General features: G+C 64.3%; 20 protein-coding genes. 8 read left to right on the plus strand and 12 right to left on the minus strand.

The genetic code is table 11. The features are described 5' to 3' along the window. Window positions 1-1,143, plus strand: a 1,143-nt coding sequence (gene argE, locus KF827_RS11655) for an acetylornithine deacetylase (protein ID WP_291005325.1), incomplete at its 5' end; no start/stop codon positions are given. Between the two features lie 6 nt (window positions 1,144-1,149). Here argE and KF827_RS11660 read toward each other — a convergent pair. Further along, complete coding sequence (locus KF827_RS11660) at window positions 1,150-2,523, minus strand: formimidoylglutamate deiminase (RefSeq protein ID WP_291005327.1); 1,374 nt, start codon at window positions 2,521-2,523, stop codon at window positions 1,150-1,152. A gap of 68 nt (window positions 2,524-2,591) precedes the next feature. On the opposite strand from KF827_RS11660, the gene hutI reads away from it, so the two are divergent. The 3 genes from hutI to KF827_RS11675 all read left to right on the plus strand — a co-directional run bounded on the left by hutI (window position 2,592) and on the right by KF827_RS11675 (window position 6,397). Next, a complete protein-coding gene (hutI, locus tag KF827_RS11665) occupies window positions 2,592-3,818 on the plus strand; it encodes an imidazolonepropionase (protein ID WP_291005330.1) in 1,227 nt (408 codons plus the stop codon). A gap of 97 nt (window positions 3,819-3,915) precedes the next feature. Then, window positions 3,916-4,260: a hypothetical protein gene (locus KF827_RS11670; RefSeq protein ID WP_291005333.1), complete on the plus strand. Its 345-nt coding sequence runs from the start codon at window positions 3,916-3,918 to the stop codon at window positions 4,258-4,260. An 865-nt stretch (window positions 4,261-5,125) separates the two neighbouring features. Beyond that, window positions 5,126-6,397 (plus strand): RsmB/NOP family class I SAM-dependent RNA methyltransferase, encoded by a 1,272-nt coding sequence (locus KF827_RS11675; protein ID WP_291005336.1) that lies wholly within the window; start codon window positions 5,126-5,128, stop codon window positions 6,395-6,397. Here KF827_RS11675 and KF827_RS11680 read toward each other — a convergent pair. From KF827_RS11680 to KF827_RS11695, 4 genes are all read right to left on the minus strand, one after another. Beyond that, window positions 6,394-7,137 carry a glutamine amidotransferase gene (locus tag KF827_RS11680; protein WP_291005339.1) on the minus strand — a complete coding sequence of 248 codons (744 nt, stop codon included), beginning with the start codon at window positions 7,135-7,137 and terminating at the stop codon, window positions 6,394-6,396. The genes KF827_RS11675 and KF827_RS11680 overlap by 4 nt on opposite strands. 109 nt (window positions 7,138-7,246) lie before the next feature. Beyond that, window positions 7,247-8,005 carry a glucose 1-dehydrogenase gene (locus KF827_RS11685; protein WP_291005342.1) on the minus strand — a complete coding sequence of 253 codons (759 nt, stop codon included), beginning with the start codon at window positions 8,003-8,005 and terminating at the stop codon, window positions 7,247-7,249. A 69-nt stretch (window positions 8,006-8,074) separates the two neighbouring features. Next, on the minus strand, window positions 8,075-9,307 hold the full coding sequence (locus KF827_RS11690) for a threonine ammonia-lyase (protein WP_291005345.1): 1,233 nt from the start codon (window positions 9,305-9,307) through the stop codon (window positions 8,075-8,077). Beyond that, window positions 9,307-9,645, minus strand: coding sequence for a hypothetical protein (locus tag KF827_RS11695; RefSeq protein ID WP_291005444.1), 339 nt, complete (start codon window positions 9,643-9,645; stop codon window positions 9,307-9,309). The genes KF827_RS11690 and KF827_RS11695 overlap by 1 nt, the downstream gene beginning before the upstream one ends. Before the next feature lie 105 nt (window positions 9,646-9,750). On the opposite strand from KF827_RS11695, the gene KF827_RS11700 reads away from it, so the two are divergent. Then, window positions 9,751-10,257: a DUF2244 domain-containing protein gene (locus KF827_RS11700; protein ID WP_291005348.1), complete on the plus strand. Its 507-nt coding sequence runs from the start codon at window positions 9,751-9,753 to the stop codon at window positions 10,255-10,257. Window positions 10,258-10,264: 7 nt separating this feature from the next. Here the strand turns inward: KF827_RS11700 and ybaL are convergent, their stop codons facing one another. Next, window positions 10,265-12,004: a YbaL family putative K(+) efflux transporter gene (gene ybaL, locus KF827_RS11705; protein ID WP_291005351.1), complete on the minus strand. Its 1,740-nt coding sequence runs from the start codon at window positions 12,002-12,004 to the stop codon at window positions 10,265-10,267. Window positions 12,005-12,359: 355 nt separating this feature from the next. Between ybaL and KF827_RS11710 the strand changes: the two genes are divergently transcribed. Then, window positions 12,360-13,358: an endo-1,4-beta-xylanase gene (locus tag KF827_RS11710; protein WP_291005354.1), complete on the plus strand. Its 999-nt coding sequence runs from the start codon at window positions 12,360-12,362 to the stop codon at window positions 13,356-13,358. Here KF827_RS11710 and dapB read toward each other — a convergent pair. The 3 genes from dapB to dnaK all read right to left on the minus strand — a co-directional run bounded on the left by dapB (window position 13,348) and on the right by dnaK (window position 17,392). Beyond that, a complete protein-coding gene (dapB, locus tag KF827_RS11715) occupies window positions 13,348-14,166 on the minus strand; it encodes a 4-hydroxy-tetrahydrodipicolinate reductase (RefSeq protein WP_291005357.1) in 819 nt (272 codons plus the stop codon). The genes KF827_RS11710 and dapB overlap by 11 nt on opposite strands. A 66-nt stretch (window positions 14,167-14,232) precedes the next feature. After that, window positions 14,233-15,393, minus strand: coding sequence for a molecular chaperone DnaJ (gene dnaJ, locus KF827_RS11720; protein WP_291005360.1), 1,161 nt, complete (start codon window positions 15,391-15,393; stop codon window positions 14,233-14,235). Between the two features lie 73 nt (window positions 15,394-15,466). Beyond that, complete coding sequence (gene dnaK / locus KF827_RS11725; protein ID WP_291005362.1) at window positions 15,467-17,392, minus strand: molecular chaperone DnaK; 1,926 nt, start codon at window positions 17,390-17,392, stop codon at window positions 15,467-15,469. 203 nt (window positions 17,393-17,595) lie between these two features. On the opposite strand from dnaK, the gene KF827_RS11730 reads away from it, so the two are divergent. Beyond that, window positions 17,596-18,216, plus strand: coding sequence for an alpha-ketoglutarate-dependent dioxygenase AlkB (locus KF827_RS11730; protein WP_291005365.1), 621 nt, complete (start codon window positions 17,596-17,598; stop codon window positions 18,214-18,216). Here KF827_RS11730 and KF827_RS11735 read toward each other — a convergent pair. The 3 genes from KF827_RS11735 to hrcA form a co-directional block, all read right to left on the minus strand. Further along, window positions 18,194-19,399 (minus strand): HAMP domain-containing sensor histidine kinase, encoded by a 1,206-nt coding sequence (locus tag KF827_RS11735; RefSeq protein WP_291005368.1) that lies wholly within the window; start codon window positions 19,397-19,399, stop codon window positions 18,194-18,196. The two genes, KF827_RS11730 and KF827_RS11735, sit on opposite strands and share 23 nt — an antisense overlap. Before the next feature lie 80 nt (window positions 19,400-19,479). Further along, window positions 19,480-20,088, minus strand: coding sequence for a nucleotide exchange factor GrpE (gene grpE, locus KF827_RS11740; protein ID WP_291005370.1), 609 nt, complete (start codon window positions 20,086-20,088; stop codon window positions 19,480-19,482). Between the two features lie 86 nt (window positions 20,089-20,174). Next, window positions 20,175-21,230 carry a heat-inducible transcriptional repressor HrcA gene (gene hrcA / locus KF827_RS11745; RefSeq protein WP_291005372.1) on the minus strand — a complete coding sequence of 352 codons (1,056 nt, stop codon included), beginning with the start codon at window positions 21,228-21,230 and terminating at the stop codon, window positions 20,175-20,177. Between the two features lie 114 nt (window positions 21,231-21,344). Between hrcA and KF827_RS11750 the strand changes: the two genes are divergently transcribed. After that, the gene (locus tag KF827_RS11750; protein ID WP_291005374.1) at window positions 21,345-22,328 is read left to right on the plus strand and encodes a helix-turn-helix domain-containing GNAT family N-acetyltransferase; all 984 of its coding nucleotides are present in this window, start codon (window positions 21,345-21,347) and stop codon (window positions 22,326-22,328) included. The last annotated feature ends 33 nt before the right edge of the window (window positions 22,329-22,361 follow it).

Consider the following 22,361-nt stretch of genomic DNA (forward strand, 5'->3'; position numbering starts at 1 on the left):
TTCGATACCACCAGCCGCGATTCAAACCTCGCCCTGATCGATCATGTGGCCGAATATCTGGCCAGCCATGGCGTGGCATCGCAAAAGATTTACGATGCCACCGGCGGCAAGGCCAATCTCTATGCCACGATCGGCCCGCGCGAACGCGGCGGCATCATCCTTTCGGGCCATACCGACGTTGTGCCGGTGGATGGCCAGGATTGGTCCTCCGATCCCTTCCGCGTGGTGGAGCGTGCGGGCCGGCTTTATGGCCGCGGCACCTCGGATATGAAAAGCTTCATTGCCATTGCGCTGGCGCTGCTGCCCGAGATGCTGGCGCGCCCGCTGCGTGTGCCGTTGCATTTCGCGTTTTCCTATGATGAGGAAATCGGTTGCCTGGGCGTGCACGGCATTGTCGATTTCATCAAGACTGGCGGGCCGCGCCCGGCCTTGGCGATTGTGGGCGAACCCACCGAAATGCAGGTGGTGAACGCGCATAAAAGCGTCTGTGCCTGCAACACCTCGGTGCATGGCCTGGAAGCGCATTCCAGCGCCACCCATCAAGGCGTGAATGCCATTCAATATGCTGCCGAGATGATCGCCGAACTGAACCGCCTGCAACGCGTATATCAGCAGCCGGAAAATACCGAATCGCGCTTCGAGCCGCCCTATACCACCATCACCGTGGGCCAGATTCATGGCGGCACGGCGCGCAATATCCTGGCCAAGGAATGCCATTTCCAATGGGATGTGCGTGCGGTGCGGCCCGAACATGATCTTGAAGTGGTGGATGCCTTCAACCGCTTCGTGGCCCAGCAGATGCTGCCGGCGATGCAGCGCATTCATGCCGGCGCGGCGGTGAATACCGATATCGTGGCGCATGTGCCGCCCTTCCTGCCGCCGGCCGATAACAAGGCCGAGCAGCTTGCCCTGCGGCTTGCCGGGCAGAACAATACCTATGCCGTGTCTTACGGCACCGAGGCGGGTATTTTCGGCCTGGCGGATATTCCCACCGTGGTTTGCGGCCCTGGCAATATCCGCGAGGCGCATAAGCCCGACGAATATATCGAGCTGTCGCAGGTGGCGGCGGGCGAAGATTTCATGCGCCGGCTGATCGATTTCTGCGCCGGCGACGGCGCGCTGGATTTTCTCGCTGCCAGATAGCGGGCGCTAAATAAGCGCCGCCATGCCCTTCAGCGCGGCCCGGTAGTTGCGGGCGATTTCATCGGCGCGGATATGGCGGCCTTCGCTCACCATGCGGCGGCCGCGCACATAAACCTCGCGCACCGGGTTGTCGCCGCCGCCGAATATCCAGCCATCCAGCAAGGCATCCCCGCGTTTGCCGAACAGGCTGGGGGCATCATGGTCCAGCACCACGAAATCGGCGCGATAGCCTGGCGCCAGCAGGCCCATCTTCTGGCCCAGGGCCTGGGCGCCGCCTTTGCGCGCGGCATCGAACAGGCGCTGGCCGGTGGAACCGCCGGGTCCGCCCGCCAGCACGTTGCGTTGCCGCGTGGTCAGCCGCTGGCCGTATTCCAGCAGGCGCAATTCCTCGGCTGGATCGCTGCTGACATGGCTGTCCGATCCAATGCCGAAAGCGCCGCCGGCCGCCAGATATTCCGGCGCGGGAAACAAGCCATCGCCCAGATTGGCTTCCGTGGTGGGGCATAGGCCCGCCACTGCCGCGCTTGCGGCCAGGCGGCGTATTTCGTCGGCATCCATATGCGTGGCATGCACCAGGCACCAGGCCGCGTTCACCGGCATGGCATCCAGCAGCCATTGCACCGGGCGCTGGCCGCTCCAGGCGATGCATTCTTCTACTTCCGCTGTCTGCTCGGCGATATGGATATGGATCGGCGCGCCTTCGGGCAGCAGATCGGGCATTGCTTTCAGCATCTCCGGCGTCACCGCGCGCAGCGAATGCGGCGCCATGCCCAGTCGCCGGTCGGGCCGTTTGGCGAAGGCCGGGCCCAGCTTGTCCAGCATGGCGGCAAAGCCGTCCAGGTCGTGCAGGAAGCGGCTCTGGCGCGGCAGAGCGGCCCGGCCGCCGAAACCGCTATGGGCATACAGCACCGGCAGATGGGTCAGCGCGATGCCGGCAATCTCGGCGCCGGCCAGGATGCGCCAGCTCAGCTCGGCTCGATCATCATAGCGGCCGCCATCGGGCCGGTGATGCAGGTAATGGAATTCGCCCACAGCCGTATAGCCCCGGCAGAGCAATTCGGCATAAAGCTGCGCCGAAATGGCTTCCAGGTCTTCTGGCCGCACAGCCAGTGCGAAGCGATACATCGCCTCGCGCCAGGTCCAGAAACTGTCCTTCTCCGGCCCTGCGGTTTCGGCCATGCCGGCCATGGCGCGTTGAAAGGCATGGCTGTGCAGATTGGCCATGCCGGGCAGCACGGGGCCGGGCAGGCGCAGCATGCCGGTCTGATCCGCGGCATTGGCTTGCAAGCTGGCGATGATGCCTTCGGCATCCACTTCAACCAGCACATTTTCGGCCCAACCGGTTTCCAGGCGGGCCAGCGGCAACAAGAAGCGACGCATGACGAGTCCTACTGAAGATGTGTATATACGTTGGCAGAAACCGGAGCGGCAGGAAAGCGATGGCCGGCATGGCGAATGATTTCGATGCGATCTGGCTTGGGGCGGATTTCGCCACCATGGCGCCGCAGGCCGATGCCGCGCCTTTCGGCGTCATCAAGGATGGCGCATTGGCGGAAAAGCAGGGCCGCATCGCCTGGATCGGCCCGGCGAAGGATTTGCCGCGTCAGCATATCGGCGCCCATACGCAGATCCATGAAATCGGCGGCGGCTGGGTTACGCCCGGGCTGGTGGATTGCCACACCCATCTGGTTTATGCCGGCAGCCGCGCCCATGAATTCGAATTGCGTCTGCAGGGCGCAAGCTATGAAGAAATCTCTCGCGCAGGCGGCGGCATCCGCTCCACCGTTGCCGCCACCCGTGCCGCCAGCGAAGACATTCTGCTGGAGCAGAGCGGCAAGCGCCTGCGTGCCCTGATGGCCGAGGGCATCACCACGCTGGAAATCAAATCCGGCTATGGCCTCAATCTGGCCGATGAATTGAAATGCCTGCGCGTGGCCCGCCGCCTGGGCCAGAGCCATCCGGTGCAGATCCGCACCACTTTGCTGGCCGCCCATGCCGTGCCGCCGGAATTCGCCCAGGATGCCGATGGCTATATCGATCTGGTCTGCGACAGCATCATCCCGGCGGCTGCCCTGGCTGGCCTGGCCGATGCGGTGGACGCTTTCTGCGAAAACATCGCCTTCAGCCCGGCGCAGACCCGGCGGGTATTCGAGGCGGCCCGGCGCCATGGCCTGCCGGTAAAGCTGCATGCCGAGCAATTGAGCGATCAGGGCGGCGCGGCGCTGGCCGCCAGCTTCGGCGCGCTGTCTGCCGATCATCTGGAATATCTGAGCGAGGACGGGGTGGCCGCCATGGCCAAAAGCGGCACCGTGGCGGTGCTGCTGCCCGGCGCCTTCTATGCCTTGCGCGAAACCCGGCTGCCGCCCATCGCGGCGCTGCGCCAGCATGGCGTGCCGATGGCGATTTCCACCGATTGCAATCCCGGCACCTCGCCGGTCACGTCGATCCTGCTGATGCTGAACATGGCCTGCACGCTGTTCAGGCTCACCCCGGAAGAGGCCCTGGCCGGCGCCACGATCCATGCCGCCCGGGCACTGGGGCTGGCGGATAGCTGCGGCAGCCTGGCGGTTGGCAAACGCGCCGACCTGGCCTTCTGGGATATCGACCGGCCTGCCGCCCTGGCTTATGGCATCGGCTATAACCCATTGAAAAAGGTGCATTTTGCCACAATCTAATCCGTGGTAATCCATTTGAGTTATTGCCGGTTATCGCTGTCGTCCTGTATCCTGCGGTCAAAGATCGACCGGAAATTAGACGTCTGGGGAGAACTCCATGAGCGACTGGCTGATCATTCTGGGTGGCGGCATCGTGCTGTTCTGGGCCGGTGCCTGGCTGTTGCTGCATCTCGGCAATTTCGAGGTGCGGATCAGCCAATTGCGCCAAACCCTTGAGGCAAGGGTAAGTATGGCCGAGCGGCAGATGGATGGCGTGGTGAAAAGCCTCAACGAGGCCCAGCGCATCAACCATGGCTTCGATGGCCAGCTTGCCGAATTGCGCAAGGATCTGACCGAGACCCGCAAAGACCTCGAAGATGTGAAGAAAAGCATCAATGTGCTGGATGTGGCGCTGGCAGACCTCAAATTGAAGGTAAACATGCGCAACAGCCGCTTCGGTTAGGCTGTGGTTCTGGGGGGCGGTGTTTCGCTCCCCGAGGCTTCCCGGCAGGGGCGATCCGCCCTATGGTCCGCCGATGAAATCCACCCGCCCCCCTCAAAGGCCGCCGCACAAAGCCGGCGGACCCCGCAAATCCTCTGCTGCACACAAGTCCAGCGGCCCGCATAAATCATCCGGCGGTTTCCGCGATGCCGGCCGCAAGGCAGAGGCCGGCTCCCGCAGCGAGAAGCCGCGCAGCGACCGGCCGTATGGCGACAAGCCACGCAGTGACAAGCCGCGCAGTGATAGGCCGCGCACAGATAAGCCGCGCAGTGATAGGCCACGTGATGGCAAGCCCTATGTGGGTAAGCCCTCGCGTTCGGATCGTCCCCAGCATTCGGAGCGTCCCCAGCATTCGGAGCGCCCCCAGCATTCGGAGCGCCCACGGCATTCGGATCGTCCTCGGCACAGCGATGGCGCCCCCCGTGCCGAAAGGCCGGCCCGGTCTGATCGCCCGCAGTATTCCGAGCGTCCGCATCGCCCTGATCGTCCCCAGCGCCCGGATCGTTCCCAGCGTGATGATAGGCCGCAGCGCGACGAACGCCCGTATCGTGCCGAGCGTTCCGAGCGGCCAGAGCGTCCGCATCGTTCAGAGCGTCCGCAACGCGATACCCGGCCCCAGCGCTCTGATCGGCCCCAGCGTTCTGATCGGCCCCAGCGTGACGAGAACCGCCAGCGCCCGGAACGGCCGTACCACCCGGAACGACCGCAGCGCCCGGAAGGCCGCGACGACAGGCCGCAACGCGGTCCTCGGCCGCAGAATCACACTCAGCAGCGGCACGAACAGCCGCGCCCGCAGATCGAGCGCAAGCCCGGTTCGAACCGCATTGTGTTGCGCGGCGCCATTGCCTTGCTGCGTGCCATGGAATCCAAGGCCGAGCCTGCCGACCGCACATTGTTTGGTTGGATGAAGGCCAATCATCGCCGCTTCGATGCACGCGAGCGGTCGGCTCTGGTGCAGATGGCGATGGATGCATTGCGCCAGCGTGCCCGGCTGCAATGGTGGCTCAGCCGCGCAGGCATTGCCGAGGCGGATCAGGATGCCGGCCTGCGCATTGCTGCGTTGAAGATTTTGCAGGATGGCAGCAAGCCCGACGGCATGCGCGAGATGCTGGAACTCGGCGAGGAGTCGGATTTCGACAAGGCGTTGCGCCGGTTGGGCGGCCATACGCTGGAGCATCCCGAGATGCCCCTGGCGGTGCGGTTCAATATCCCGGATTGGATCGAACCGCGTTTCACCGAGCGTTTCGGCGCCGATCTGGAATTGGAGCTGGCCGCCATGCTGCGTCCGGCGCCGCTTGATCTGCGCGTGAATACGTTGAAAACCACCCGCGAAGCGGCCCTGGCGGCTCTCACCGCCGAACAGCAGCGCGTGCAGCCCACGCCGCTTTCGCCGGTCGGTCTGCGCCTGGGGCCGAATGCCTATGTGAATGATGGCGCGGCCTATGGCGAAGGCCTGGTCGAGCCGCAGGATGAAGGCTCGCAAATCGCAGCTTTGCTGGTAGAAGCAGCCGGCTGCAAGATGGTGGTTGATTTCTGCGCCGGTGCCGGCGGCAAATCCCTGGCGATCGGTGCGGCGATGGGCAATGTCGGCCGTTTGGTGGCCTGCGATGTGAGCGAGAAGCGCCTGGCGCGCGCCAAGCTGCGGCTGCGCCGCGCCGGCGTACATAATGCCGAATGCCGCGTGCTTGAAGCCAAATGGCTGAAGCGCCATGCCGGCAAGGCGGATCGCGTGCTGGTGGATGCGCCATGCAGCGGTACCGGCACCTGGAGGCGCAAGCCTGATGCGCGCTGGCGCCTCACCGAAAGCGATGTGCAGGAGCTGCGTGCCAAGCAGGCCGAGATTCTGGATCGTGCCGCCAAGCTGGTGGTGCCAGGCGGACGGCTGATCTACGTCACCTGTTCGGTGCTCACCGAGGAGAATGAAGACCAGATCACTGCATTCCGGCAGCGCCACAGCGATTTCCGCATTCTGCCGGTGCCTGGTATCTGGGCGCGCAGTGTGGGCGGTGGCTGCCCAACCCATCTGCCCACTTTGCGGCTTAGCCCGGGCCGCAATGGCACCGATGGCTTTTTCGTCGCGGTGCTGGAGAAGTTTTAGTCGGCGGCTTCCGTCAGCGGCATGTCCAGAGCGGACGGCTGTTTCAGCCAATGCTTCAGGAAGCCGCGCAGCCAGGTGGCGATATCGGCATCGTATTTGGCATGGCCGCTCAGATGCTGGTCGCGCGCCTGGGCGCCGGGCAGGCCCATGCGATGGGCCGCCTTGGCCGACCAGATGCGCATGATCGCGCCGGTCACTTCGGGGTGGAACTGGATGCCATAGGCATTGTCGCCCACTCGCATGGCCTGATTGGGGAAATGCCGACCGCGCGCAAGATGCTGGGCTCCACGCGGCAATTCGAAGCCCTCGCCATGCCATTGGTAGACATGCAGCTTGTCGGGGAACAGGCTGCGGCCGGCGCTGGTGGCGCGCAGCGGATAATAGCCGATCTCATGCCAGCCATCGCGATGCGGGGCCACCCGGGCGCCGCCGGCCCGGGCCAGCAATTGCGCGCCCAGGCAAACCCCCAGATAGGGCTTGCCGCTGGCCACGGCCTGGGGAATCCAGTCCAGCTCGCGGCGGATGAAATCCAGATGGTCGTCGTTGGCGCTCATCGGTCCGCCGAACACCACCGCTGCGGCATGGCCGCTCATGTCCTTGGGCAGATCATGGCCCATGCAGGGGCGGCGGATATCCAGCTCATGGCCCATATGCCGCAGTTCCTCGCCAATCCTGCCGGGATTGGAGGTTTCCTGGTGCACCACGATCAACACGGGCAATTTGCCCGGGGCAGCATTCATGCCGGTAATATCCGAACATTGCGGCAGGCGGGGAGGCGCCTAGCAACGGATTCAGCATAAACCCGGAAGGGTTAATATTTCCAGCGGTGATTTGCCTTCTGGCCTGTGTTCACTGGGCCGTGATGCCGCCATCCAGCACGAATTCAGTGCCGGTAACGAATTTCGACTCATCGGAGGCGAGATACAGGATGCAATTGGCCACGTCGTCGGGCTCGCCCAGCCGGCCCAGCGGCACCTGGGATTCCAGCTTCTTGCGCACTTGCGCCGGATCGCCGCCCGACAGGATCATGGATTGCACCATCGGTGTGTCGATGAAGGTGGGGTGCACCGAATTGCAGCGGATGTCGTAGCCGCGCTTGGCGCAATGCAGGGCGGTGGTTTTGGCCAGCATCCGGGCGCCGGCCTTGGAGGTGTTGTAGGCCGACATGTTATGGCCGGCGATGATGCCGGAAACCGATGAGATGATGATGATCGAGCCCGGCGCATGGGGCCGCATGCGGGAGAGGCCGTGCTTGATACCGAGGAAGGGGCCGTCGAGATTGACGCCATGCACGAAGCGCCATTCCTCCACGCTGATATCCTCCACATTCTTCAGCACGCCCACGCCTGCCGAATGCACCATCACATTCAGCTTGCCGAACGCCGCCACGGTTGTATCCAGGGCGGCGATCCATTGCTGTTCGTTGGTCACGTCGAGGTCGAGCGCGATGGCATTCTTGCCGATTTCTTCGGCCACCTCGCGCGCTCCCTTGAGGTTGCGGTCGGTCACCGCCACCTTGGCGCCTTCGCGCGCCAGCATGAAGGCCGTGGCTTTGCCCAGGCCGGATGCACCGCCCGTGATCAGGGCCACTTTGTTTGCTGCGCGCATGATGTTTTCCTCCCGCGATAGGCGGCAAGTGTAGCGTGGTAGCGCGCGGGCGGGAATGCTGCCTTTACGTTAAACCGCAGCCATAGGATCGAGCAGCCGGGCATTCAGGCCGGCCTGGGCCAAGGTGTCGAGCAATTCAGCCAGATGGGCGCGATCACGCGCCTCCACCACGAATTCGATCTCGGTGGATTTGGCGGAAGCCAGTGTGAACAGGCGCTGATGCGCCACCTCCACGATATTCACGCCGGCAGAACCGATGATGCCGGCAGCCTTGGCCAGCCGGCCTGGCGCGTCGTCGGTGGTGATGATCAGTCGCGCCAGCCGGCCATCGCGCACCAGGCCGCGCATCAGCACGCTGGCCAATAGCCGTGTGTCGATATTGCCGCCGGTGATCACCAGGCCCACCTTGCGGCCTTTGAACATGTCTTTATGCACCAGCAGGGCGGCCAGGCCGGAAGCGCCGGCGCCTTCTGCCACGGTCTTTTCGATTTCCGCCAGCGCCACGATGGCACGTTCGATATCGGCCTCGCGGGCGATCAGCACGTCGCGCACCAATTGCCGCGCCACAGCCATGGGCGCCTTGCCGATATCGCGCACGCTGATGCCCTCGGCGATGCTGATGCCGCCCACCTGCACCGGCTGGTCGTGCAATTGCTGATGCATCGCGGTGTAGAGTTCGGTCTCCACGCCATAGATTTGCAGATCGGGCTTCAGCGCATGGGCGGCCACCGCCATGCCGGCGATCAGCCCGCCGCCGCCGACGGGCACCACCAATGTGTCCAGCTCCGGCGCCTGTTGCAGCATTTCCAGCGCCACCGTGCCCTGGCCGGCCATGATGGCGAGGTCGTCGTAGGGATGCACGAAGGTGAGATTTTCGGCGGCCGCCATTTCATGGGCGCGGGTGGCGGCTTCGGCCAGGGTTTCGCCGAACAGCACTACGCGCGCGCCATGGCCGCGCACATGGCGGATTTTGTTGAACGGGGTGATCGACGGCATCACGATAGTAGCCGGAATGCCCAACCCCTTGGCGTGATAGGCCACGCCCTGGGCATGGTTGCCGGCCGACATGGCAATCACGCCGCGTTTGCGCGCATCGGCGTCCAACTGCAGCAGTTTGTTCAGCGCGCCGCGCTCCTTGAAGCTGGCGGTGAATTGCAGATTCTCGAACTTCAGCCAGATCTCGGCGCCGACCATTTCCGACAGGGTTTGCGAGCGCAGGCAGGGCGTCTGCTTCAGCGTTCCGCCGATCCGTTCGGCAGCGGCGCGGATATCATCCAGCCGGAGAATGTCGGACTGCGCCATCAATGATCCGAACGGTGCAGGATGCTGTCGGCCAGGCCGGTATTGTAGTCGTTGCCGGCTGCCGTCAGGGTTACGGCATGGGGAAAGGCCGGGTCGGCGATCAGGCCCTTGCGCTCCAGTGCCACCCATACCGCCTGATTGCTCAGCCCGGTGGCATCGCGCCCGCTTACCGTGGCGCTGCCGACATGGAAATGATCGCCATGGGCATGCGGCAACCGGCCCAGCCGGAAGGCGCCGCCATCCAGCGGTTCGCCCACAACTTCACGCACCGCCTGTAGCAGGGTGAGTGTTTTCAATTGCAGCGGATTCAGCTTCAGCGGGTTGGTTTTTGGCGGCATGGCAAGGGTATCCAGAATCAAGGCCGGCAAGGGTTACCCCCCTGCGGCGGTGCCGTCAATGCCAAGCGGCTTTGCGGGCCAAGGTTTTACGGTTAGCATCGGGCCATGTCCGACGCAGCTATCCCGCCTTTCTTTCAGGCCGAATTGCGGCCCCACCGTTCGTTGGGGCGGCGCGGCTATTTCATCGTGATCGGGCTGGTGGCGGTGGTCAATCTCAGCGCCGGCGCGGCTTTCTGGCTGGCCGGGGCTTGGCCGGTTTTCGGTTTCGCCGGCCTGGAAGTGCTGCTGCTCTGGCTGGCCTTCCGGTATTCCTATGCCCAGGGCCGGGCGCGCGAATATGTCACCCTCGCCGATGACAGCCTGATCGTGCGGCGGATCAGTGCGCGCGGGCAGGAAACCGCCATCAGTCTGCAACCCTATTGGGTGCGGGTGGAATGCGCCGGCGAGGATGAGGGCCATGCCCTCACGCTGTGGAGCCATGGCCGTGCCATACGGATCGGCGTGTTTCTCAGCCCGGAGGAAAGACTGCGCCTGGCCGATGCTTTGCAGGATGCGTTATGGCGCTGGCGGCAGCCGCCGGGCAGTGGCCTGCGGGAAGTGGAAACCGCGTAGCCGGCGATCACGCCGGCTTGGCATCGCCATCGGCTTCCGGTCGCAACCCGAAATCGGCGCCGAAGCTTTTCCGGAAGGCGGTTTCCAGCATGCCGCGGGCGATTTCACGCTCGCCCATCACCACCAGATTGGCACCGCGCTGGCGCAGGTAATCCACTTCCGCATCCTCATGCACGCGGGCAACGATTTCCAGGTTGGGGGCGGCCTTGCGCGCCTGTTCCACGATCTGGCCGGCTTCGAAGGCATTGGGGATGGCAACGAACAGCCAGCGCGCCGCCGGCATGTTGGACGCCGTGATCAGCGGCGCGGCTGCGGCGTTGCCCAGCAGTGCCTCGAAGCCATCCTTGCGGGCGGCCTCGGCCAGTTTCGGCCGCTCCTCGATCACCAGCAGCGGCATGTTTTCGGCATGCAGGCCGCGGGCAACCAGGCTGCCTACGCGGCCATAGCCCACCAGCACGGCATGATCGGTCAATTCGGTGGGCGGGATTTCCTCCTCCTCTTCCTCGGGCTCAACTGCGGCCACCGGCTTGGCTTTTTCAAGCCGCTTGGTGAGCCGGTCCGAGGCATGGAAGACGAGGGGGTTCACCAATATCGAGAGGATGGCGCCGGTGATGATCAGGTCGCGGCCTTCGGGCGGCAACACGCCCAGGCTCACGCCCAGGGCGGCCAGGATGAAGGAGAATTCGCCGATCTGCGCCAGGCTGGCCGAGATCGTCATGGCGGTGCCCATGGCATGGCGGAAGGCCAGCACGATCATCGCCGCCGCCACTGATTTGCCGATCACGATGATGAACACCGTGGCCAGCACCGGCAGCGGATCGCGCAGCAGGATGGTGGGATCGAACAGCATGCCCACGGAAACGAAGAACAGCACCGCGAAGGCATCGCGCAGCGGCAGGGATTCCTCGGCCGCGCGGTGCGAAAGCTCGGATTCCGCCAGCACCATGCCGGCGAAGAAGGCGCCCAGTGCGAACGACACGCCGAACAGCACGGCAGCGCCATAGGCCACGCCCAGCGCAATCGCCAGCACCGCCAGGCGGAACAATTCGCGCGAGCCGGTATGGGCGATGTAATGCAGCAGCATCGGGATCACGCGGCGCCCCACCACCAGCATCAGCGCCACGAATGCAGCCACCTTGCCCAGCGTTATGCCCATGGCGGCAGCGAAATCCGTCATCGACACCGAGCCGCCGACTCCAGCCTCATCGCCATTGGCGCTTTTCAGCACGCCGGCCAGGGCCGGCAGCATCACCAGGGTTAGCACCATGGCCAGATCTTCCACGATCAGCCAGCCCACGGCGATGCGGCCGCGTTCGCTTTCCACCATGCGGCGCTCCTGCAGGGCACGCAGCAACACCACGGTGGAGGCAACCGACAATGCCAGGCCGAAAACCAGGCCGGCCCCAACGCCCCAGCCCAGCGCCCAGGCCAGGCCCATACCCAGCAGGGTTGCCACAGCGATCTGCGCCACGGCGCCGGGGATGGCGATGGCTTTCACCGACAGCAGGTCTTTCAGCGAAAAATGCATGCCGACGCCGAACATCAGCAGGATCACGCCCAGTTCGGCCAATTCGTTGGCTAGGGCCTGATCGGCCACGAAGCCTGGGGTGAAGGGCCCCACCGCCACACCCGCCATCAAATAGCCCACCAGCGGCGAAATGCGCAGCCGTGCCGCTACGGCGCCCAGCAGAAAGGCCAGCACCAGACCAGCGACGATAGTGGCTATAAGGGGGGTGTGATGCGGCATCCGCTGCAATCTCCTGGCGCTGATTTGTCGGGAGGCAGCCGAAGCATACCGACGTTTAACGTAAGGCGCTCGGAGAGAATTTCAACAGCAAACCGGCAAAAATGGCCTCACTTTTTTGCCAAGCCGGCGCGTTCCGGGGGAATTGCATGGCCAAAGAATTGCGTAGATTGCGGTAGGATAGCGGCTGTGGTGTAGGTATCTGCGTTGTCTTGTCTGTCTTGCGTAATATCCGCTAGTTTGCAACATGCTGCGCCGCACCCGTCGCGAGATACTATCCGTTTTGCCCGCCTGTTTCGCGGTTACGGCGTTTGGCAATCATGCCGGGGCCGCGGCGCCGGCCAGCGGATTGCACAGCATGGCTGCCATACGGGGCCTGTTTTACGGCGCGGCCATTGCCACCCGGCATCTCAATGATCCAGCCTTCGTTGCCGCTCTGTTGCAGGAATGCGGCATGATCGTGAGCGAATGGGAGGCGCAATGGGCAGCGCTGGAGCCGGTTCGCGGCAAACCTGATTACACGGCCCTGGATCGTCTGGTGGAATTCGCGGCCAGCAACGGTCTGCTTTTCCGCGGCCATTCGGGCATCTGGTACAAGCGCGTGCCGGATTGGTTCGGTGCGATCAATGATCGGGCCGAGGCCGAACGGCTGATGCTGGAGCATGTGCAGGCCAAATTCAGCCGGTACCGCGGTCGGGTGCAGTCCTGGGATGTGCTGAACGAGGCCGTGGATCTTCGCTCCGGCCGGCCGGATGGTCTGCGCCGGGAAGTGCTGCTCGATAAATTCGGGCCAGGCTACATTGATCTGTTGTTCCATGCAGCGCGCGCGGCGGATCCGCAGGCGCTGCTCTGCTACAACGATTACGGCGTTGAATACGACACTCCCTGGCATGCCGGCCGGCGCGAGGCGATTCTGGCCCTGCTGCGTGGCTGCCGCAGCCGGGGCGTGCCGGTTGATGTGTTTGGCATTCAGGCGCATCTACGCATCGGTGCCCGCTTCAATGCCGATATCTGGGCGCGTTGGCTCGATGAGGTTGCCGGTCTCGGCATCAAGCTGATGATCACCGAGATCGATGTAACGGATGCCGCCGCGCCGGGCGATATTGCCGAGCGGGATCGCCAAGTGGCTGCCGAATACGAGCGCTTTCTGGCGCCGACTCTGAAAAACCCCGCCCTCATCGGTATGCTGGCCTGGGGGCTGTCGGATCGCTATAGCTGGATCGTGCGCGGCACCGAACCCTATCACAAACGGCCCGATGGCTTGCCGCCACGGCCCTTGCCGCTGGATGCCGATCTCAAGCGCAAGCCGGCCTGGCAGGCCATGGCGGATGCCGTTATCGCGGTGCCTAAGCGTTGAGGCCGAGCACGTCGTCCATGCTGTAGAGGCCTGGCGCCTTGCCGCGCGTCCACAAGGCCGCGCGCACCGCGCCGCGTGCGAAGATGCTGCGGTCGGTGGCCTTGTGGGTGATTTCGATCCGCTCGTTATCGGCGGCGAAGATCACCGTATGCTCGCCGGCCACATTGCCGCCGCGCAGGGCCGCGAAGCCGATATCGCCCCTCTTGCGCGCACCGGTTATGCCGTCGCGGCCCGAATCGGTCACATCCTTCAACGCTACGCCGCGCCCCTTGGCGGCGCGTTCGCCGAATAGGATCGCGGTGCCGCTGGGGGCATCCACCTTCATGCGGTGATGCATCTCCACGATCTCGATATCCCAATCATCACCCAACGTGGCGGCCACCTGACGCACCAGGCCGGCCACGATGTTCACGCCCAGGCTCATGTTGAAGCCCTGCACGATGGTGCAATGGCGCGCGGCCTTGTTGAGTTCCTCGAAATGGCGGTCTTCCAGCCCGGTCATGCCCACCACATAGGCGGTCTTGGCCTGGGCGGCCAGCGCCGCATGATGGGGCAGGGCGGCGGGTACGCTGAAATCGATCACGGCGTCGCATTCGGCAAACAGCCTGGCGGGGTCTTCCAGGATCGCCAGTCCACTCGGCGGCAAGCCGGCGATAACGGCGGGATCCTGCCCCAGCAAGGCCGAGCCGGCGCGTTCGGTGCCGCCGGCCAGTTCGGCAGCGGCGCCGGCATCCTGCACGGCGCGCACCAGGGCCTGGCCCATGCGGCCGCCAATACCAACGATGCCGATGCGTGTGTTGTCCGTCATAAGGGCCTCCCGCTCAATCCAGGGTCTGGTTTCGCAGAGCCGGCCAGGAAGGTCAATGCCGAAGGGTCAATCGCCCTTGCCGCCCAGCATCTCCTTCACCTTGGCGAAGAAGCCGCTGCTTTCCGGGCTGGTGGCCTCGGCGTCGATCTGGGCGAATTCTTCCAGCAGCTCGCGCTGGCGCTTGGTCAGCTTGGCCGGGGTTTCCACCATCACCTGGATATAGAGATCGCCGGGGCCGGAGCCGCGGCCCTGCTGGGCCAGGCTGGGCATGCCCTTGCCGCGCAGGCGGAATTGCTTGCCGGTTTGGGTGCCTTCGGGAATCGTGATGCGGGCCTTGCCGCCATCCAGCGTGGGCACTTCCACAATGCCGCCCAGCGCCGCCGATGCCATCGAGATCGGCACCTGGCATTGCAGATGCTGGCCTTCGCGGCGGAAAATCCGGTGCGGAGACACGCTCAGGAAAACATACAGATCGCCTGGCGGGCCGCCGCGTATGCCGGCCTCGCCCTCGCCGGTGAGGCGGATGCGGTTGCCTTCATCCACGCCGGGCGGGATATCCACCGATAGCGTCTTGTCCTTATGCACGCGGCCGGCGCCGCCGCAGATCTTGCAAGGGCGTTCGATCACCCGTCCGGCACCGCCGCAGGTGGGGCAGGCGCGTTCGATGGTGAAGAAGCCCTGGCTGGCGCGTACTTTGCCCATGCCGTTGCAGGTGCTGCAGGTGACCGGCTGCGAACCGGCTTCGCCGCCCGAGCCATCGCAGGCCTCGCAGGTGGCCGAGGTGGGCACGCGGATCTGCACGGTCTTGCCGCGGAAGGCGTCTTCCAGGCTGATTTCGAGATTGTAGCGCAGATCGGAGCCGCGATTGGCACTTTGGCCGCCGCCGCGCCGACCGCCGCCGCCCATGAATTCGCCGAACAGGTCGTCGAAAATATCCGAGAAGCTGCCGAAGTCGAAACCGGCGCCGCCGCCCGCGCCGCCGCGCTGGCCCATGCCCTGCTCGAAAGCGGCATGGCCGTATTGATCGTAGGCGGCGCGCTTCTGATCGTCCTTCAGAACGTCGTAGGCTTCGTTCAGTTCCTTGAACTTATGCTCGGCCCCGGCATCGTCTGGATTGCGATCGGGATGGTATTGCATGGCGAGCTTACGAAAAGCCCGCTTCAATTCATCCGCGCCGGCATCGCGGCCAACACCGAGAATCTCGTAGTAATCGCGCTTCGTCGCCATGTTCCGACACCCCGCCCGATATGCAACCGGGCGCCGTCATCCGGCGCCCGGTCCATCGGCTTTTCGCTTGCGCTTACTTCTTTTTCTTGTCGTCTTTCACTTCCTCGAAGTCGGCATCCACGATGCCGTCATCGGGCTTGCTGCCGGCTTGGCCCTGGTCGGCCTGCGGGGCTTCGCCTTCGGGCTGTTCGCCTTGCGCCTTGTACAGCGCCTCGCCAAGCTTCATCGAAGCCTGGGCCAGCTTCTGCGACAGGCTCTTCATGCCTTCCGCATCATTGGCCTCGATCGCCTTTTTCAACTCGGCGATGGCGGCTTCGGTTTCGGCCTTGTCGGCCGCCGGAGCCTTGTCGCCCAGATCGGCAATCGTGCGCTCGGTGGTATGGATCAGCGATTCCGCCTGGTTCTTCACCTCGGCGGATTCACGCCGCGCCTTGTCCTCGGCGGCATGCTCCTCGGCATCGCGGACCATCTTCTTGATGTCCTCTTCCGAGAGGCCGCCGGAGGCCTGGATGCGGATCTGCTGCTCCTTGCCGGTGCCCTTGTCCTTCGCCGAGACATGCACGATGCCGTTGGCGTCGATATCGAAGGTCACTTCGATCTGCGGCACGCCGCGCGGGGCGGACGGGATACCCATCAGGTCGAACTGGCCGAGCAGTTTGTTGTCGGCTGCCATCTCGCGCTCGCCCTGGAACACCCGGATCGTCACGGCGCTCTGGTTGTCCTCGGCGGTGGAGAAGACCTGGCTCTTCTTGGTCGGGATGGTGGTGTTGCGTTCGATCAGCTTGGTGAACACACCGCCCAGGGTTTCGATGCCGAGGCTCAGCGGGGTCACGTCGAGCAGCAGCACGTCCTTCACGTCGCCCTGCAGCACGCCGGCCTGGATGGCGGCGCCGATGGCCACCACTTCGTCCGGGTTCACGCCCTTATGCGGCTCGCGACCGAACAGGTTCTTCACCACCTCGATCACCTTGGGCATGCGGGTCATGCCGCCCACCAGCACCACTTCGTCGATATCGCCGGCCGACAGTGCGGCATCCTTGAGCGCCTTCTTGCAGGGCTCGACGGAACGCTGGATCAGGTCGTCGACCAAAGCTTCCAGCTTCGCGCGGGTCAGCTTCATCACCAGATGCTTGGGGCCCGACTGGTCGGCGGTGATGAAGGGCAGGTTGATCTCGGTCTGCTGCGAGGACGACAGCTCGATCTTCGCCTTCTCGGCCGCTTCCTTCAGGCGCTGCAAGGCCAGGCGGTCGTTGCGCAGGTCGATGCCGTTCTCTTTCTTGAACTCGTCTGCCAGGTATTCAACGATACGCAGATCGAAGTCTTCGCCACCCAGGAAGGTGTCGCCATTGGTGGAGCGCACTTCGAACACGCCGTCGCCGATTTCCAGGATCGACACGTCGAAGGTGCCGCCGCCCAAATCGTAGACCGCGATCTTCTTGCCGTCGGCCTGCTTGTCCAGGCCATAGGCCAGGGCGGCAGCGGTCGGTTCGTTGATGATGCGCAGCACTTCCAGGCCGGCGATGCGGCCGGCATCCTTGGTGGCCTGGCGCTGGGCATCGTTGAAATAGGCCGGCACGGTGATGACCGCCTGGGTCACCTTTTCGCCCAGGAAGGCTTCGGCGGTTTCCTTCATCTTCTGCAGGATGAAGGCCGAAACCTGGCTGGGGCTGTATTTCTTGCCTTCGGTTTCCACCCAGGCATCGCCGTTATCGCCGGCCACCACCTTGTAGGGGACCATCTTGGCGAAACGGCCGGCGGCGTCGTCGCGGAACTGGCGGCCGATCAGGCGCTTCACCGCGAACAGGGTGTTTTCCGGGTTGGTGACGGCCTGCCGCTTGGCGGGCTGGCCGATCAGGCGCTCACCATCCTTGGTGAAGGCCACCATCGAGGGGGTGGTGCGGGCGCCTTCCGCATTCTCGACCACCTTCGGGGCTTTCCCGTCCATGATCGCAATGCACGAATTGGTCGTGCCCAGGTCGATGCCGATTACTTTGGCCATGATATACGCTCCTATTGCAGGCAGTCCGGCGGGCCTCTTATTGCATGAGCACCGGGCCGAACCCCTTTCGGTTTTGGCTTCGACGGGTATGTAAGAGTGCCATACGGGCGCCGCAACGCCTCGGCTCAAAAAAATGTTACTTTTGGAGGCGAGTCGGGGTCTGGGCGGCCCGGAATCGTCTAAAACCGACCTTGAGGGGCTACGTGAGCAGCGGTTTCAGGCTTTTCCCCGGCTATCTCGACCCGGCCGCCCAGCAGGCGCTGGCCGCCGAGATTGCCGCCCTGCTGCGGGAGGCACCGCTTTACCAGGCCCGCATGCCCAAGACCGGCAAACCGCTTTCCGTGCTGATGAGCAATGCCGGCCCGCTGGGCTGGTATTCCGATGCCCAGGGCGGTTACCGCTATGTGACCAGCCACCCCGAAACCGGGCGGCCCTGGCCGGCGATTCCAGCCAGCTTGCGGCAGGCCTGGGGCGATCTTGCCGGCGACTACCGGGCCGAACCCGAATGCTGCCTGATCAACCTGTACCGTGGTCAGGCCCGGATGGGTTTGCATCAGGACCGCGACGAGGCGGATTTCACGGCACCGGTGGTGTCGCTTTCGTTGGGCGATACCGGGTTGTTCCGGCTTGGCGGCGCCACGCGCCAGGCAGCGACGCGCTCGTTCAGGCTGGCTTCGGGCGATGCCATGGTGCTGGCGGGGGCAGACCGGTTGGCCTTTCATGGCATCGACCGGATTCAGCCCGGCAGCAGCCGGCTGCTGGATGGCATTTTCGAAGGCGGCGGGCGGCTGAACCTGACGCTCAGGCGGGTGACGAAACCCTGATCTGGGGTGGGATGTCGATTGCGCGCGGCGGCGGCGGAAAGCTCAGCCGCGCCGTGGTGCCCTGGTTCGGCAGGCCGAGGATTTCCAGATTGCCGCCATGCAGTTCCACCAGGGCTTTCACCAGCGGAAGGCCCAGGCCGGTGCCATCGTATTTGCGGGTGAGGTCGTTTTCCACCTGGCCGAACGGACTCAGCACCAGCGGGATATGCTCGGGCGCGATGCCGATGCCATTATCCGTCACCCAGAGCCGGAAACCGCCATCGGACAGCTTTTCCGTGCCCAGTTCGACCCGACCGCCGCGCGGGGTGAATTTCACGGCATTCGACATCAGGTTCAGCATCATGTGCCGCAGCGCTTGCGGATCGGCATGGCCTTCCTCAAGCGCCGGATCGAAACGGGTGACGATCACCAGGCCCTGCTGTTCGGCGCGATTGCGGAAGATGCGCAGGCAATGCTCCATCGCTTCCAGCGGATCGGTGATCACCGGATGGATGGTCCAGGCGCCGCTTTCGATCCGCGCCATGTCCAGGATGTTGTTGATCAGGCCCAGCAGATGCTGGCCGCTGGTCAGGATATCCTGCACATAGCCGGCATAGCGCGGGTTGTTCAGCGGGCCGTGCAGTTCCTCGTGCATCACTTCGGCGAAACCGATCACGGCATTCAGCGGCGTGCGCAATTCATGGCTCATATTGGCCAGAAAGCGGGTCTTGGATTGCGAAGCAGCCTCGGCGGCCTGATGGGCTTTTTCCAGCGACCGGTTGCGACGCTCGGTGCGCACGCGGCTGAGATGCAGCAGCGACAAGGCGGTGCCCACGCCATGATAGGCGCCATTGCGGGTGACGATGAAGCCGCGCAGCAATGCGCTGGGATGCTCGTCGGCGATCAGGGTTTCCAGCCTGTCCAGGCCCAGATTATGCTCCACGATCAGCGGCGCGCGATCCATCAGCGTCGTCACCGGCTTGCGGGCATAAAGCGCGCGACCGTAATCGCGCGAAAGCTGGGTGATCATGTCGTAGCGGTTGATCAGGCCCACCGGCCGGCCACGATCCACCACGGCCAGCGCGCCCAGATCGGGCGATGCCGCGAAGATGCGGTCTATCTCGTCGCAACGCTGGTTGGGTGCCACCGGCGGAATGGTCGAGGCCACATCGCCGATCGCTTCCAGCCGATCGCCATCGCTCATATTCAAGGCGGCCTCCAGTGCCAGAGGCCGCGAGTCTTATCGGTCTACGATTGCGGTTTTGTGTCAGCGGCCCAAGCTTTTCATGCTTGGGTGTTTACCGCTGCGCCGGGTTCGCTGCCGGAAGGTTGCGCGGTGGCGGGCCCGCCTTTCGATACCCCCACCATGGCAGCACGCAACAGGCGGCCATGCTGCACATAGCCACAGGCCACCACCTGGATCACCGTGCCGGCGGCCAGGTTGGGATTTTCCACTTCGAACATCGCCTGATGCAGGTTGGGGTCGAATTTTTCGCCTTGCGGGTCGATCCGCTGAATGCCGTGGCGCTCGAATACGCCCAGCAATTCGCGTTCGGTGGCCTCGATGCCGGTGGTGAGGCCGGAAATCGCCTCGTTGCCTTCGGCCTTGGGTGCATTCTCCAGCGCCCGGCGCAGATTGTCGGCCACGCTCAGAATATCCTTGGCGAATTTTCCGGCGGCGAATTTCGTTGCATCATCGCGCTCGCGCTCAAGGCGACGGCGCAGATTTTCCGTATCGGCCGCCATTCGCAGCAGCTTGTCCTTCAACTCGGCATTTTCGGCGCGCAGGATTTCCGCTTCGCCGGCCTGGTTCTGGGTGGCGGCTTCGGTGTTCAGCGCGGCATCGGAAAAGGTCTGGGCGTCGGTGGGCGTTGCTTGCGGTTGGGTATTCATGGTCCCTGCCTTCAAACGGATGGGCTATCAAACGGATCGGCCCTGCATATACGCAGCCGTGGGTGAAAATAAAAGGGGTCTGGCGCCTAACCCAGCAACCGGCCCACAACCTGGGCGGTGAAATCCACCATCGGCACCAGGCGGGCGTAATTCATGCGGGTGGGGCCCACCACACCGATGGCGCCCACGATGCGCTGCTGCTGGTTCTGCAGCGGCGCCACGATCAGCGAGCAGCCGGCACGGCGGAACAGGGTGTTTTCCGAGCCGATGAAGATGCGCACGCCCTCACTGCCATGGGTCAGGTCGATCAGGCGCAGCATCTCCTCGGTATTCTCCAGCTCTTCCATCAGGGCGCGGATGCGCTCCAGATCGGCAATGGCGGAAACATCGTCCAGCAGATTGCTGCTGCCGCGCACGATCAGGGTGCCGCTGGTGCCGCTATTGCCGCCGCCCCACACCGCCAGGCCGGCTTCCACCACCTTGGAGGTCAGTTGATCCAGCTCGGCGCGTTGGGCCGAAAGTTCGGCATAGATTTCCTCGCGCCCCTCGGAAATCGTGCGGCCGCGCAGGCGCTGCGACAGGAAATTGCCGGCCTCCACCAGGGCAGAACCGTTCATCGTCAGGCCATTCATGGTCATCGGCAGGTCGATCACCCGGTTTTCCACATGGCCTTCATCATTCACCATCACCACCAGGGCACGGCCTGGCGCAATGGGCACGAATTCCACCTGGCGCAGCGGCGCATCGGCCTTGGGCGCCACCACCAGGCCGGCATGGCCCGACAGGCCGCTGAGCATGGCGGTGGCTTCGGTCAGCACTTCCTGGAAGCCGCGGCCCGAGGCGGCGCAGCGGTTTTCGATGGCCGAGCGTTCGTCGGTGGTCAGGTCGCCCATCTGCAGCAGGCCGTCCACAAACAGCCGCAGGCCGCTTTCGGTGGGCAGCCGGCCGGCCGAGGTATGCGGCGCATAAAGCAGCCCGGCATCCTCCAGATCCGCCATGGTGTTGCGGATGCTGGCCGGCGACAGCTTATGGTCGAGTTTCTTGGACAGCAGGCGCGAACCCATCGGTTCGCCGGTGGCCATGTAGTTTTCCACCACCAGGCGAAGGATTTCCCGACTGCGCTGGCCGATATCGCGTTTCATGCCTCCACAGATAGGCAGAGTGCGGAGCGCCGTCAACTGCCACGCTACACGCTAGATAGTTGACTAAGGCAACAATCTGCTGGATGATCCTGGCGGTCCATGGAGGGCCGGGACATGACAGAGCGCACATTGGAAGCCGATATCGCCGCCATGCGGCGGTTCAACCGCTTCTACACACAGCGTATCGGCGTGCTGCGCCAGGGCCTGCTGCAAAGCCGGTTTTCCCTCACCGAGGCGCGTTTGCTGTTCGAACTGGCGCATCGGTCTGACCGGGGCGACGATCTGGCCGCCAGTCAGCTTTGCCGCGAACTCGATCTCGATCCGGGCTATGTCAGCCGCATCCTACGCCGGTTCGAACGGGCCGGCCTGCTGCGCCGCCGCCCGGCGCCGAAGGATGCCCGCCGCAGCCTGCTGGCCATCACGCCCAAGGGCCGCGCCGCCTATGCGCCGCTGGACAAACGTTCGCGGGCGGAAATCTCCGGCTTGATCAAGCCGCTGGGCGAGCCGGGACGGCGGCAATTGATCAAGGCCATGGGGCAGATAGAAAGCCTGCTGGGCGGTATGTCGGAAACCGCTCCGGCCAGTGCGGGCAGCAGCCCTCAGGCCGCAGCCTATATCCTGCGGCCGCACAAGCCCGGCGATATCGGCTGGGTGATTTCGCGCCATGGCTCGGTCTATGCCGAGGAATTCGGCTGGGATATCAGCTTCGAGGCCATGGTGGCCGAGATCGCCGCGAAATTCCTGCGCGATTTCAATCCCGCGCGCGAAGCCTGCTGGATCGCCGAGCGGCAGACCGAACATGGGCCCGAGCGGATCGGCAGCGTTTTCGTGGTGGAGCAATCCAAGACCGTGGCCAAGCTGCGCATGCTGGTGGTGGATGCTTCCGCGCGTGGCTTGGGCCTGGGCGGCAAGCTGGTGCAAACCTGCGAGGATTTCGCTCGCGCCAAGGGTTATCGCAAGATGGTGCTGTGGACCAATTCGATCCTGCTGGATGCCCGCCGCATCTACGAGAAGCGTGGCTTCAAGCTGGTCAGCAGCGAACCGCATCACAGTTTCGGCAAGGATCTGATCGGCGAATACTGGGAGAAAACGCTGTGATGGAATGCCCAGCGTGATGGAAGGCCCAGCGTG

The sequence above is a fragment of the Ferrovibrio sp. genome (assembly GCF_019636075.1).
Taxonomy (GTDB): Bacteria; Pseudomonadota; Alphaproteobacteria; order Ferrovibrionales; family Ferrovibrionaceae; genus Ferrovibrio.

What these genes read in the sequence shown, in the direction of transcription:
- dnaK (WP_291005362.1), bottom strand. Translation starts at nt 17,392, where the DNA reads ATGGCCAAAGTAATCGGCATCGACCTGGGCACGACCAATTCGTGCATT.
- hutI (WP_291005330.1), top strand. Translation starts at nt 2,592, where the DNA reads ATGGCGAATGATTTCGATGCGATCTGGCTTGGGGCGGATTTCGCCACC.
- KF827_RS11710 (WP_291005354.1), top strand. Translation starts at nt 12,360, where the DNA reads ATGGCTGCCATACGGGGCCTGTTTTACGGCGCGGCCATTGCCACCCGG.
- KF827_RS11700 (WP_291005348.1), top strand. Translation starts at nt 9,751, where the DNA reads ATGTCCGACGCAGCTATCCCGCCTTTCTTTCAGGCCGAATTGCGGCCC.
- KF827_RS11660 (WP_291005327.1), bottom strand. Translation starts at nt 2,523, where the DNA reads ATGCGTCGCTTCTTGTTGCCGCTGGCCCGCCTGGAAACCGGTTGGGCC.
- KF827_RS11690 (WP_291005345.1), bottom strand. Translation starts at nt 9,307, where the DNA reads ATGGCGCAGTCCGACATTCTCCGGCTGGATGATATCCGCGCCGCTGCC.
- KF827_RS11670 (WP_291005333.1), top strand. Translation starts at nt 3,916, where the DNA reads ATGAGCGACTGGCTGATCATTCTGGGTGGCGGCATCGTGCTGTTCTGG.
- KF827_RS11680 (WP_291005339.1), bottom strand. Translation starts at nt 7,137, where the DNA reads ATGAATGCTGCCCCGGGCAAATTGCCCGTGTTGATCGTGGTGCACCAG.
- hrcA (WP_291005372.1), bottom strand. Translation starts at nt 21,230, where the DNA reads ATGAAACGCGATATCGGCCAGCGCAGTCGGGAAATCCTTCGCCTGGTG.
- dapB (WP_291005357.1), bottom strand. Translation starts at nt 14,166, where the DNA reads ATGACGGACAACACACGCATCGGCATCGTTGGTATTGGCGGCCGCATG.
- KF827_RS11735 (WP_291005368.1), bottom strand. Translation starts at nt 19,399, where the DNA reads ATGAGCGATGGCGATCGGCTGGAAGCGATCGGCGATGTGGCCTCGACC.
- KF827_RS11695 (WP_291005444.1), bottom strand. Translation starts at nt 9,645, where the DNA reads ATGCCGCCAAAAACCAACCCGCTGAAGCTGAATCCGCTGCAATTGAAA.
- KF827_RS11750 (WP_291005374.1), top strand. Translation starts at nt 21,345, where the DNA reads ATGACAGAGCGCACATTGGAAGCCGATATCGCCGCCATGCGGCGGTTC.
- ybaL (WP_291005351.1), bottom strand. Translation starts at nt 12,004, where the DNA reads ATGCCGCATCACACCCCCCTTATAGCCACTATCGTCGCTGGTCTGGTG.
- grpE (WP_291005370.1), bottom strand. Translation starts at nt 20,088, where the DNA reads ATGAATACCCAACCGCAAGCAACGCCCACCGACGCCCAGACCTTTTCC.
- dnaJ (WP_291005360.1), bottom strand. Translation starts at nt 15,393, where the DNA reads ATGGCGACGAAGCGCGATTACTACGAGATTCTCGGTGTTGGCCGCGAT.
- KF827_RS11685 (WP_291005342.1), bottom strand. Translation starts at nt 8,005, where the DNA reads ATGCGCGCAGCAAACAAAGTGGCCCTGATCACGGGCGGTGCATCCGGC.